The organism is Paenibacillus tyrphae, from assembly GCF_000722545.1.
Lineage (GTDB): Bacteria > Bacillota > Bacilli > Paenibacillales > NBRC-103111 > Paenibacillus_G > Paenibacillus_G tyrfis.
The window spans coordinates 54396-66568 of the sequence record NZ_JNVM01000043.1; the positions used below are offsets into that span (position 1 = coordinate 54396).

At 46.4% G+C, this 12173-nt stretch carries 10 protein-coding genes and 3 pseudogenes; 4 read left to right on the forward strand and 9 right to left on the reverse strand.

Features of this window, described 5'->3' with window-relative positions; genetic code table 11:
• Positions 1-137: 137 nt before the first annotated feature.
• Together ET33_RS32635 and ET33_RS38100 are read right to left on the reverse strand one after the other, a co-directional pair.
• Positions 138-878, reverse strand: coding sequence for a YheC/YheD family protein (locus ET33_RS32635; RefSeq protein WP_235206883.1), 741 nt, complete (start codon positions 876-878; stop codon positions 138-140).
• A 193-nt stretch (positions 879-1071) separates the two neighbouring features.
• Positions 1072-1229 (reverse strand): annotated as a pseudogene (locus ET33_RS38100) (aspartate 1-decarboxylase); the annotation flags it as partial.
• A 223-nt stretch (positions 1230-1452) separates the two neighbouring features.
• Between ET33_RS38100 and ET33_RS40735 the strand changes: the two are divergent.
• Both ET33_RS40735 and ET33_RS40740 read left to right on the forward strand, forming a co-directional pair.
• Positions 1453-1689: a hypothetical protein gene (locus ET33_RS40735; protein WP_152570735.1), complete on the forward strand. Its 237-nt coding sequence runs from the start codon at positions 1453-1455 to the stop codon at positions 1687-1689.
• Between the two features lie 23 nt (positions 1690-1712).
• A pseudogene (locus ET33_RS40740) lies at positions 1713-2030 on the forward strand (DUF2935 domain-containing protein); the annotation flags it as partial.
• 928 nt (positions 2031-2958) lie between these two features.
• On the opposite strand, the gene ET33_RS32645 reads toward ET33_RS40740, so the two are convergent.
• The 6 genes from ET33_RS32645 to nikA are packed head-to-tail and all read right to left on the reverse strand — an operon-like array spanning position 2959 to position 9216.
• Complete coding sequence (locus ET33_RS32645) at positions 2959-3738, reverse strand: ATP-binding cassette domain-containing protein (protein ID WP_036692276.1); 780 nt, start codon at positions 3736-3738, stop codon at positions 2959-2961.
• Positions 3735-4925: a staphylopine family metallophore export MFS transporter CntE gene (gene cntE / locus ET33_RS32650; RefSeq protein WP_051775938.1), complete on the reverse strand. Its 1191-nt coding sequence runs from the start codon at positions 4923-4925 to the stop codon at positions 3735-3737. The genes ET33_RS32645 and cntE overlap by 4 nt, the downstream gene beginning before the upstream one ends.
• A complete protein-coding gene (locus ET33_RS32655; protein WP_036692280.1) occupies positions 4922-5749 on the reverse strand; it encodes an ABC transporter ATP-binding protein in 828 nt (275 codons plus the stop codon). The genes cntE and ET33_RS32655 overlap by 4 nt, the downstream gene beginning before the upstream one ends.
• On the reverse strand, positions 5746-6597 hold the full coding sequence (locus tag ET33_RS32660) for an ABC transporter permease (RefSeq protein WP_051775942.1): 852 nt from the start codon (positions 6595-6597) through the stop codon (positions 5746-5748). The genes ET33_RS32655 and ET33_RS32660 overlap by 4 nt, the downstream gene beginning before the upstream one ends.
• Positions 6598-6606: 9 nt before the next feature.
• Positions 6607-7557, reverse strand: coding sequence for a nickel ABC transporter permease (gene nikB / locus ET33_RS32665; protein WP_327204077.1), 951 nt, complete (start codon positions 7555-7557; stop codon positions 6607-6609).
• An 18-nt stretch (positions 7558-7575) separates the two neighbouring features.
• Complete coding sequence (nikA, locus tag ET33_RS32670) at positions 7576-9216, reverse strand: nickel ABC transporter substrate-binding protein (RefSeq protein ID WP_036692286.1); 1641 nt, start codon at positions 9214-9216, stop codon at positions 7576-7578.
• A 409-nt stretch (positions 9217-9625) separates the two neighbouring features.
• On the opposite strand from nikA, the gene ET33_RS32675 reads away from it, so the two are divergent.
• Both ET33_RS32675 and ET33_RS40095 read left to right on the forward strand, forming a co-directional pair.
• Positions 9626-10594, forward strand: coding sequence for an FTR1 family iron permease (locus tag ET33_RS32675; RefSeq protein ID WP_051775940.1), 969 nt, complete (start codon positions 9626-9628; stop codon positions 10592-10594).
• A gap of 143 nt (positions 10595-10737) precedes the next feature.
• Positions 10738-11030: pseudogene (locus ET33_RS40095) on the forward strand (IS3-like element ISBth8 family transposase); the annotation flags it as partial.
• Positions 11031-11135: 105 nt separating this feature from the next.
• Here ET33_RS40095 and ET33_RS32685 read toward each other — a convergent pair.
• Entirely contained in the window at positions 11136-11468 is a 333-nt protein-coding gene (locus ET33_RS32685; protein ID WP_081890606.1) for an ABC transporter permease subunit, read from the reverse strand.
• Positions 11469-12173 lie beyond the last annotated feature (705 nt).

A 12173-nucleotide genomic window follows, 5' to 3' on the forward strand; every position in this document is an offset into this window, starting at 1 on the left:
GATAAATGTAGTTTTATTCCATACGTTTGCGCGTCAGCTACGCTGGTATTTCTCCAATCAAAGCGAAATTCCCAGTGGCCAGTCCAAAGCTTATTTTACGAAGAGTGCCTGTTGAGAACGGCATCCCAACTTACTGCTCATCCTTTTATTTTTGAGTATCTAAGAATCCTTTTGTACATCGATTTGTTCTTCAAAGTGTTAAAGATGCTCATATCAGGCTGTGTATTAATCTCCAAGACCCAGGGATTCATTTTATAATCAATTGCTATATCAACTCCAAATGCTCGTTTACTTCTATAACTTTTACCAAGGACAGTGCTTGCATCTTTCCCTAATTTCTCAATGATTTGAATGTACTGTTTCCTTGATTCGTCATTCAGATGTGATTTGAGTAAGGTATCTATGGGTAAGGGAGTTCCTCCAGAATGATAGTTTGTTACTATTTTATTACGCTTTGCTTGTCTTCCAATACCCCCTGTCACATCTAATATTCCTTCTCCATTCTTTTGCACCATAACTCTGATATCGAACGGACGATTATTGTGTTTTAACAATACAATTCCTTCTTGAACAATATATTTATCTCGAATTAGAATCTTTTGAATCGAAGCAAATAAGACATTTAATGAGTTAAAATTAAGTGCATTCGATCCAGTGCGTAAAATAAAGTTATTTTTTCCCCTAGTTATTTTATATATCCCATGACCGCCTGTTCCCTCATCAGGCTTTAAGTAAACTGATCCATACAATCTCAGCATGGTTCTAATGTTAGACAAAGTTGCTTTTCGAGTGTCTGGCAAGAATGCGCGTATCATTTTATATTTCTTCATGAAATTGTACTTTCCTAATTTGCCCATTTTATATTTTACCTTTTGCACACGTTCTGCCTCCAATTGCTTTAAGCTTGTTTTGTGAATTGAAACGATCCCAGTAACAGTAATACCATTGAGATCTTGTTGTTCTTTTTTGAATTAAAAGTAAACTACTCATATTTCTGGGTACAGTACATTATCAAACGGGGCACCCCAATGGGTGTCCCAAGTCATTTCTAGCTGTTATCGATGATAACGATTCATTGGGCTGAAACAAGTGCGCAGGGGGACCGTTCAAACATATTTTTCTGGAGTTCTCGGCCGCAGGCAGTGCGTAGTAATACTTCCAACATCATTTAGATCAGCTTCCGTCACTGTGGCTCGGTGAATCTTGCCTTTACACATCAATCTAGGCATTGATCGGTCTCCTTTTACTTAAGTATTTATCACATACATACGCTTCAGCCTCGGCTCTGGATTGTGTGGATACCTATTTGTTTGCATGCCGTAGGCAAAAGCCGCTGCTTTTTCTTATCGTCAATATAAAGGCTTTGACAAGTTGTTGAATTCAGCGCGGCTGGACCTGGATGGCAAGAGCATCGCTGCCTAGTTTCAATCTGTCAATCCTTGGACTTCACAATTGCGCACCTATACGCTTCATTTACTGCAACGGTCTCTAGCGGGGAGTATCGCCAGCCATTTGCCCCCGACATTTATAAATCATATGGTGAATGAGACTGAGGAAGCGATGCGCATTTTTGCTACACTTACAAGCGGCCAACTGCCTCCTCCGGGACCGGCGGTTCACCAGCATTTATTATGCTTCAAGACGCTAGGGGCCACGCGGCAGCTTTGTCAGGACAATTTGATCTGGTAGAGTAGAGCTGGAAAAACAAGGGCGAGGAAATCGAGCGCTATTTTCAAAACTTCTATCTTAAAGCGATCGGGCTTGCGGGTTATATGCGTACTGCCTTGATCGATTTCCCTGCTTTGCAAAGGTTCAATCAGGAAGCCAATTCCGTTATGCTTCTTTTCATGAAATTTCTGTCCGAAGTGGAGGATCTCACGGTTGGAAAAGAATTACTGGGCACGTTAGATCAACTGTTTATCGATCATATGTACCGCGAAGAGTGCTATTATTTGACTAAACTCTTTCAAGCTTCTGCAGGTGTGCCTCACCCTGATTGCGATCCTACCAAACCTAGAGATGGGAAATAGTTTAATAACAGGAAGTGATTACTACGCTGACCCACAGCTAGCACGAGGCTATCGCCTTTAGTGACTTGAATAAAGTTCTTGTTTAAATGCGAACAAATGCTTCTTATAATAATCAAGAACGCCCGTTCTCTTTTTTTAAAATTGCCAGAAGCGCTACACTGAATTATTGATATTCTAATTACACACAATTTGAGGTGAAATTTTACTCAAGCTTATTTTAGAGGCATATAATTAAAATTACACGGTTGACAATCCACATAACCGTCTTTATCCAGCTTAAAAAAACAAATGAGTTTGCGTATCGCCAACCTGGGCTTTGCAAAAAGAAAGGCCGGCAGGGCCGCCTAGACATGAAAAAATTTTCGTGGAACCGAGCCGGGGTTGCTTTGAAAAAAGTTGTGGAAATGAAATAAAACATTCTCGTAAAAACCAAAACAAAAAGGCATCTTATTTTCTTCTTGTAGAATAAAGATGCCTTGAGCATTTAAGGACCCTGCTAGTGCCCTATCAGGCTACCTTAACCCGTTTTTAAAGGCGCAGTAGCTCTTTGGATTTTGCATTTTTATTACGCCAACGAAGATACTTCTGTTTCGGCGAGTAACCAGGAGTAGGTGTTGACCTTCTTGGTTCGTTAGTTCGGACAAAAAGCATAGAAGATCCCTCCCGTTATTAATTTCATCAGGAGGGCTCAAAAGCCGATGATCGGGGACCGAGACGGTACTTCGACCCTATGAATTTACAGAGCACCGGCAAGGTCCGAGGAATGAACGACCGTTTATTCAGGGTATTATTGAAACTCTCAGATGTCACGATTATAAATCAAAGGTATTGTTTTTTTAGCAAGTAGTTTTTTAATTTGGCTCACCCTCGGTTGAGAGACTCCAATTAACCCATGGAAAATTATTGTATTCTGAAACGTAGTGAGCCTTTACAAATATTCGGACGAAGACAGCACGATCCTCTGGGAAGCCGGATGAGCGCAATGAAACAATCGATCCGTCTCGATCGTCTCCACGATCCTTCCTTTATCGACGATTGCCACTTGATCGGAAAGAACATTGACAGCCAAAACGTCGTGCGAAATAAACAAATACGACAGACCATATTTTTCCTTGAGTTCCTTCAGGTGCAATAGAATCTGCTTCTGCACGATCATATCTAAACTGCTAACCGGTTCATCTAGCACAATCAGCTTCGGTTTCAGCGCGATCGCTCGGGCAATGTTCACGCGCTGCAGCTGTCCCCCGCTCATTTCCTTCGGTGTCTTGCGCATATCGTCCGGTGCGAGTCCAACCGTTTCCAGCAATTCGCCAATAGTGCGCTGTTCCTCTTTCGAGGACATCCGTTCGTAGTTACGGAGAGGCTCCCCGATAATTTGCCGGATTGTCATACGCGGATTGACTGCAGAATAGCAGTCCTGAAATACAGCCTGCAAATCACGGCGCCACCGCTTGCGCACCTCGCGATCCGAACGGTACAGATCCACTCCTTGAAACATAACTTTACCGTTGTCGGGTCGAAGCAGTCCCAGAATCATTTTGCCGATCGTACTTTTTCCCGCCCCGCTCTCCCCGAGAATGCCCAGACACATACCCGCTTCGATTTCAAATGAAATATCGGCCACACCGGAACCAGCGGACTCCTTAGAGCGAAACCAGCCGGAAGCGGCATACGTCTTGGTTAGTTGATCCGCTACCAGCAAGCTCATGAAGTCACCGCCTTTTGCCTACGTTGCAACAATGTCAGCAGTAAGGCGAATGCACCGATGCCGGCAGCCGCGGCCAACATCCCCCGATAGGTGAACGCGTCAGCCAGCCATCCCATGACGAACGCGCCCGACGACGTCCCGAAGTCCGCAGCGGCAATAAACCATCCGATGGAATAGCCCCGCACCTTCTCCGGCACGACAAACGAAATGTACGTCATAAGAGTTGGATAGAGCAAAGACAAGGCCAGCCCATTGCATACCGCTGCGGCAAGCAATACTGGCGTGGACAGCGACAGTGCAAGAAGCGCCGGGGATAATGTGAAGCAGACGATAAGCAAAATGAGTAGGCCTTTCGGGAACGAAGCGGAGGAAGGAATATGTTTGCGTCCAAAAAAACGAATCAAAATCAATACGCCGGTTTCAACCAAAAAATAGAGCGGTGCCGTATCCAGCCCCTGGCTCTCCAAATAAAGCGGCATAAAGGTAGGCGCAACGCAGAAAACAATCGATGCCAGCAGCATGACCAGCGATGGAAAGACTAACGCCTTAATCGCCTTTCTTTTTCCTTCTTCGGTTAAAGACTCCTCCGCCTTCTTCTTCTTGTTCATACCACGATTCCCGAGCACAAGAAATAAGCGGATGCCAAGGAATATATTGATAAAACCGAGCCCCGCAAACAGCAACAGCATTTCCGTTATCGTCACTTGATTTTTCATAAACAAAACGAGCGCAGGCACAAAAGTATACGGCAGCATCGATGCCAGCGACAGCAAGGAAAGCCCCTGTCCCCTCACCTTATCCGACAGTAGATCCATAATGAGCAGATGAACCGTCATCGAGAAAAAGGCCAGAATCGCTCCCTGCAAAGCTCTCATAACGGCGAATGCCCACAAGCTCTCGGCGGTATAACTGACGAGCACAATAGCATTTAACACAAGCGCGATCATAAAAATATTTTTCGAGCCGAATCGGTCTACAACTGCACCGGCTACCGGACGCAAAAACATCGAAACAAACATATACGAACCCATAATGATGCCGATTTCCGAACGTCCGGCTCCCATCGTTTGTGAAAAAAACGGCAAGGCAATGATCAGCATATGATTGGTCGCGTAAAACACAAAAGCGACAGCATACAGCCAAATGGCCCGGTTGCTAAAAGGATTTTCGTTGGTGGCAGATTTCACTTCGTTTCGACTCCTATTCGTTTCCTGCTGTCAGCGGTTAATCTGGCATCGAGTAGCAATTTCGTGTATTCGTGCTGCGGACAGGTCATGAGCTCAGTGGCAGCGGCCTTCTCCACGATTCGGCCCTGCTTCATCACCATCACCTCATCAGCCAACTCGCCAATGAAGCTCAAATCATGGGAAACAAGCAAGATCGCGGTATTCTCCTCTTCCTTAATCCTTCGAAACATCTCCATCACCTTGCGGCGATTTACGCTATCCAGCGCGGTTGTCGGTTCATCGGCAATCAAGAGGGCCGGTTTCATTGAGACGGATAACGCAACCATGATTCGCTGCAGCATCCCGCCACTGAGCTCGAACGGATATTGCCCCAGAATCTTCTCGGCTTCGAGCAAACCGACTTGCTTCAGGCAATCGACGGCGAGTTGATCCGCCTGTTTCCGCGATAAATTCTGGTGTGTGCGGAGCGTTTCCGCAAATTGCTTGCCAACAGTCAGGACTGGATTGAAGGCCGTCATCGGATTTTGCAAAACGAGCGATAGCTCCTTACCCCGAATGCGGCGAAAGTCGCTTTCCTTCAAATCCGTAAGCTCTTTCCCCCGCAGTCTGACGCTGCCTTGCGTTATCGCCGCCGCCGCAGGCAGCAGCCCAAGCACAGCCATACAAGTCATCGATTTGCCGCAGCCGCTCTCCCCTACGATGCCCATTACTTTTCCCGGCCCAACCTGGAACGAAACTTCTTGCACCGCATGTACTAAACCATAATCCGTTTGAATGTGCACACTCAATCCGTTCACGTCGAGTATGGTATCTCTGTCGCTCATCGCGCGCCTCCTTTTCGAAAGGACTTAACGAAGCCTTTTTTTTCGTCCAACGCTTCCCCAAGCAGGTTCAGCAGCGCAACCATGCAAAATATAAGCAAGCCCGGAACGATCATCAATCGCGGATGGCTGCGGATAAACGATTTGCCTTCGTTAATCATCGCTCCCCATTCGGATGTAGGCGATTGTACACCAAGACCGATAAACGATAAAGCGGAAATGTCCATAATGACCCACCCGATTTCAAGTGTCACCACGGTCAAAAGCGGGGGAATCAAACTCGGTATGATATGCCGGCTCATCATCCTTAGCGGCGACGTACCGCTAACCCGAGCGGCGACGATATACGTCTGTTGCTTCAGATGACAAACCAGCCCGCGAATAAAGCGCACATAATAGATTGACTGAACCATAATTAAAGCAATCGCCATCTGCTGCCACCCCGCCCCCCAGATCGCAATCAAACTGATCGCGAGAATGAGAGCAGGAAACGCCAGAATCGCATCACAGCATCGCATGATGAGATTGTCCAGCTTCCCTCCGACATAGCCCGCCAGAGAGCCGATCACTAACCCGATGGCCAGACAGGAGGATACGATGAGCAAAGCCAAGCTTAAGGATACTTGCGTTCCGTACAGCAAACGGGAAAGGATACAGCGTCCAAGCTGATCCGTCCCCAGTGGAAATTTCCCGGAGGGTCCTTCCAATTTATGCGTTAAATCAACGAGGTTCGGATCATTCGGAGCAAGCAAGGAAGCAAGGAGTCCAGCTAGCACGATGGCCGATAACAATATCGCGCAAATGAGAATAAGCCGATGTCGCCCTGTAGCCCCAAATCGATTTCGTACGATGTTCACCGGTCAGTCCCCCTTCCTTGCGGCTTGCATCAAACGCGGATCCAACCAGGCTTGTATTCCATCCGCTGCCAAATTTCCAATAACAAAGACGACAGCCATTATAAATACATAGCTTTGGATGACCGGATAATCCCGATGATAGACGGATTCCAGAAAAAAGCCGCCCATGCCCGGCATCGCAAAAATTTGCTCCACGATGACCGTACCTGCGAACAGCTTGCCCAAATTCATTCCTGCCGCAGTAACAACCGGACGAATCGCATGACGCATCATGTGCCTTCCTACCACGGTAAGCTTTCCGAGTCCCCGGGCTTTCGCATACATCACGAATGGCTCTTCCTGAGCTTCCAGCAACCCGGTTCTCAGCAGCCGGGAATACGTTGCGATCAGTGCAAACGCCAGGGTACAAGATGGAAGCACATAATGCTTCCACGTATCAGTCCCTTGCAGCGGAAACCAGTCCAGTTTAACCGAAAGAAAAAAGATCAGCAAATAGGCAAGCCAAAATTGCGGCAGCGATGCCCCAAGAAAGGCCAGCAAACGGCATACATGATCGATTAGGCGGTTTTTGCGCAGCGCGGACGCTATGCCAAGCGGAATACTTACGAGGATGGCAATCGCTAGGCTTGTCAAAGCCAATGTCACCGTAATGGGCAGCCGGGCAGCCAGCTCGCGGGAAACCGGTAATTTGGTGAAAAAGGAGGTGCCGAAGTCCAGACGGCCGATTTGCCATAGCCAATGTCCGTACTGCGTCCAAAAGGGCTGATTCAGTCCCAATTGAGCACGTACTGCAGCTATCGTTTCCTCCGTCGGAACGATATTCGAGGCAGACAAGTAAGCTCTGGCAGGATCCACCGGCGTCACACGCAAAAGCAAAAAGGAAACAAAGGTGGCCCCCAGAAGAACGGGGACCATCATGATCAATCTTTTCAAAACATAGACGCACATATTCATTCGCATAAGCACCTTGCTTTATTTTTGGATATCCAGCGTGTCAAACGGCGTTTCGTCCCGGTGAGCCGGGAATTTCAGGCCTTTCACATATTTCGGGTAAACCGCGATATTGGTCAAATACGATATCGGCAAATAGACAGCCTGCTCATGCAAAGTTGTAAAGATAGAGTTATAAAGTTTCTGACGTTCCTTTTCATCGACAGTTAACAGCACATCCTTCATCTGCTGATGAAGTTCGTTTTTCATCGAGAGACCTTGCTGCGATTCGAAAATGCCGTAACCTGGCTCATAGTTGGTCGACACAAACGAATGCGGGTCGTATGGAGCGCCATACGTATTCCAGAACAGCAAGTCAAAATCCGCGCTTACCATTCGTTTATTACGAAGTTCTCTTTCGAGCCCCGTTGTTTTGAGAGAAACGCCGATTTGCTTCAAATCGGATTGAATCGCAGTAGCCATCGGCTTTTCAATCTGATCCGGCCCCATGTATACGAGTTCGATTTCAAGCGGTTTTCCGTCTTTCTCGCGTACCGTCTTCCCTTCAGGCAGTTTCCAGCCGGCTTGATCCAATAAAGCTTTGGCCTTGTCCGGATTATAATCGTACGGCTTCAGCCCGGTGTTCGCATATGGGAAATTACTTGCAATGATCGTATCGGCAACCTTTTCCACCCCATTCGTCACCCCGTCCACCAGCGCTTTCTTGTTCACTGCGTGCTGCAAGGCGAGACGAACATTCAAGTCGGCAAAAGGTCCTTTCGAAGTGTTGACAATCATCGCGCGACTTCCTACAGGATCGGATACCGAGGTTTCAAACTTTCCAGAACTTTTCAGATTTGCGAAGGAATCCAAACTGATGACGCCTTCTCCCCAAATCAAGTCGATATCGCCTTTCTCCAGCGCAAGTACTCTAGCCTCGCCGTCCGGAATGACTTTCACAGTAAGCTTGCTGATGTTCGGCTTCGTTCCCCAGTAATTGTCGTTACGGGTGAATACCGCGATTTCGTTTTTCTTATATTCCGATAGCACCCAAGGACCGGTCGTGATCGGCTTCTTAATGCCCTTCGCCGTGTTCCCGTCATCCGGGAATCCCGCAGCGCCGAGGAAACGCAGCGGCCGCACGACCGCAAACTCTTGAAGCGCAGGATAATAACGATTTTTCAAGATGACCTTGAACGTATTCGGATCGACAACTTCCGTCTTGTCGATTTGGCTGATTAATCCGAGCCAGCTATGCATATCGCGGTTGGCCAAAATCGTATCGAAATTTTTCTGAACGACATTAGCATCAAAATCAGATCCGTCCGAAAATTTGACGTTTTTGCGCAGATGGAACGTATACACCTTGCCGTCATCCGAGATATCCCACGACTCCGCCAGCTTCGGCACCAGCTTCCCGCCTTCGCCATAATCGATTAGCGGCTCATAGTACATCCCTTGGGCAAAAAATTCATTCGGCGTATACTCATGCGGGTTTAACGGCCCGATATCTTTTGGCCAGGAAATGGTCAATGTTTTCTCCGCAGTCGTCGATGCTTGCTTGCCGGACTGCGCGGAAGATTCGGAATTTGATTTAGGTTCGGTTTGACACCCTGCAAGGGTGACAGAAAACATAAGCAGGAATAGCACGGAAAAATACAGTTTTTTGCGATGGCGAAACATGAAATGTTCATCCCCTTAGGCCCATTTATGTAAGGTCTGCTCTTCCTTTACTTCCATCTTGCTGCATTAGCTCACCAATCCTATTGGCTGCCATAGCATATATATTTGTTTATAATTCCGATGATTTAAGTCCTCCCTGCCGACTATTTTGCAAAATCTAAGTTGATAATGATTCTCATAATCATCAATTCTATTATGGGGGAAACAAAAAAGCAACTAGCTATTTAAAATTAAAGAGATAAATGAAGTGTCTCAACTTGCTTTTTCTTTAATCATACTTATAGTTAAATAATGGCAGTTGTAATTTTCTTATATAGCTATTGCTAACATCTCGAAGGTGTCTTATAATCATCTCGTTTGATAATGATTTTCATTATCGTACTACTTTGAAGAAAATGAGGCAGGCACAATGAAACCCTTGAATCTTAAACATGTGACATTTGGAATGATGGCGCTTATTATCATTGGCGTTCTGGTATGGCAAGGAATAACGGCGAACGGCGCTCCTGATCCGAGTGCAGCTAATATAACGCCAACGACAGCCATGTTAAACACTTCTATCCTTGTTTTTCGTGAAGGTTTGGAAGCCATCCTTGTTCTATCTGCTATTACCGCAGGTCTTATTCGAAGTAAAAAAGATTCTTGGAAACCCATCTTTGTCGGATCAGGAATTTCGCTTTTCTTAACTCTAGTCACTTGGTTTGTAGTTGTAGGCATTATTTCTCTCGCGGAAAACACAACTTCCGAACTGAATATTCAAGCGGCTACCGGTCTATTGGCCAATATCGTACTCCTTATCATTATGAATTGGTTCTTTCATAAGATTTATTGGACGGGTTGGATTTCTTTACACAATAAAAAGCGCCGTCAAATTACCGATGTTCCAAGTGAGATGAATCCCGGCGCAGCTGCATCTTATTGGAGCCTTGCGGTTATCGGGTTGACGTCCATTTATAGAGAAGGTTTTGAGGTTGTGCTGTTTCTTCAAAACCTTCGATTGCAAGTAGGCAGCTACGTCATTTTATTGGGAGCCTTAATTGGACTGTTTTTTACCGGGATCGTGGCCATCTTGACATTTGTAGGCCATCAAAAACTCCCTTATAAAAAAATGTTAATTATTACGGGCGTACTTCTCGTTATGGTTCTTTTGGTGATGACGGGCGAAACGGCTCAGGAAATGCAACTAGCCGGCTGGATCCCGAAAACGGAACTGGATCTGAAAATCCCTGATTGGATGGGACTCTGGTTCTCGCTCTTCCCAACGGCTGAAACGTTAATTGCGCAGGGGTTTGCTTTTGTTTTCGTTGTCGGCTCCTATGTATTCTTACAGTACATTCGTATATGGAAACCGAAATTGGCACAAAAATTAAAATCATAAAGCATTAAGACTAAAAGAGGGTGTCCCAAAGCCATAAAAATGGTTTTGAGGGACACCCTTTTTTTGTATCGAAGAGAACAAAAGAAACCGTTTCTTTGTTAAGTTATGATCGACTCAACGCTGTTAACCGGGGGGATTTTTTCATGGCAAAAAAGGGACAAGCTTTTAAGCGATACGACGAAGCTACGAAGGGAGAAGTGGTAAGACTCCGCCTTGAAGAACAATGGAGCTACTCTATGATCAAGGAAAAGCTTGGTATCAAAAGCGATGCTCAAATCATGAATTAGGTACGAAAAGTACAAAGCGGTGAGACATTTGAGGATTATCGAGGAAGGTGGACCAAGAAGCATTTTAGTTCTGCCGTGGAAGAGAATGCCTATTTGAAAGCACAGGTAGAATACTTAAAAAAGCTCAATCCAAATCTACACGGGGAGGGAAGTTGCCACACGCAAAAGCGTCGTCTTGCCGGTGCCGGAAGATGCACGTGATTCGGCCCGCTTCCAGTTCCAGCGAGAAATCTTCGAAAACGCGAAGACCACCGTTATACATCATGCTGATTCGTTCGAAACGCATACGATTTCCCTCTCCTTCCCGAGGTGGATATACGCATCAGTATTTCCAGCCCCTTGCCGAGTAGCGTCCAGCCCATGACTTCCTCTGTCTTTAAATAGACTCTGGCCGTGTTCATCGCCGCACCAATCCCGGTCTCTCCGCTGATCAACTCGGACATGAGAACTGTCTTCCAACCCGTGCCGACATTGATGGCGAACGCGGCGGACCAAAAAGGCACCAGGGCGGGACAGATAATATCCCTGATCTGTTTTGCATGTCCGACACGAAATACCGTTGCCAGCTCCAAGAGCTCCCGCGGCACCCTTCGATGCCCTGTACCGAATTAAAGAAAAAGACCGGGAAGAGCGCAAGGGACACGACAAGCACCTGCGTTCCTCCGTTTGTCCCCAGCCACAGGATATCAGCAGCTTTTAAAGGAAAAAACAAAAAAAATTATCCCGCAAATATGGGATTTAGATCATTAAGAAGAGCGGCTATTTTTTGTATGGAATATCATGTCCGAGCGATGCGTTGATAGCGTCGATAGCGATCTCCTTCTGCGTCACTGATGGCAGTGGAGATGACTCCGAAGTTCATCCCCGTCCTGTCGATTTTCAAAACGAAGACTAAACTGCGGTCTAGCCCTTCGGTGTACCCGGCCAGTCCGGTCTCAATCGCCTTGCTCGCGACTGCCGCCGCCACATTCACCGCCACCCAATGTTAGTGCTTTTGGGATTCTACTCCTTCTCTGGTAAGCATCTCAAATTGTCGGTTCAAACGGTGATAATATTTCAAGTTCTTGTCAAATGGCCCTATTCCATAACATAAAAAGACCGCGATTCATGCGGTCTTTAATGTAATAATGTTCTTGCCAGCTGACATCAAATTCATCACACAGATTCTTAGAATTTAGAGGCAGTAATTACACGGTTACATCCTTTACCATTTGCGGATCTCGTGACTTTTGGACAAGCTGCTTTATACGATCCTTGCGTAGGCCGACCGCCAACACACTAATCCCCGCAGA

What these genes read in the sequence shown, in the direction of transcription:
- ET33_RS32645 (WP_036692276.1), bottom strand. Translation starts at nt 3,738, where the DNA reads ATGAGCTTGCTGGTAGCGGATCAACTAACCAAGACGTATGCCGCTTCC.
- ET33_RS32655 (WP_036692280.1), bottom strand. Translation starts at nt 5,749, where the DNA reads ATGAGCGACAGAGATACCATACTCGACGTGAACGGATTGAGTGTGCAC.
- nikB (WP_327204077.1), bottom strand. Translation starts at nt 7,557, where the DNA reads ATGAATATGTGCGTCTATGTTTTGAAAAGATTGATCATGATGGTCCCC.
- nikA (WP_036692286.1), bottom strand. Translation starts at nt 9,216, where the DNA reads ATGTTTCGCCATCGCAAAAAACTGTATTTTTCCGTGCTATTCCTGCTT.
- ET33_RS32675 (WP_051775940.1), top strand. Translation starts at nt 9,626, where the DNA reads ATGAAACCCTTGAATCTTAAACATGTGACATTTGGAATGATGGCGCTT.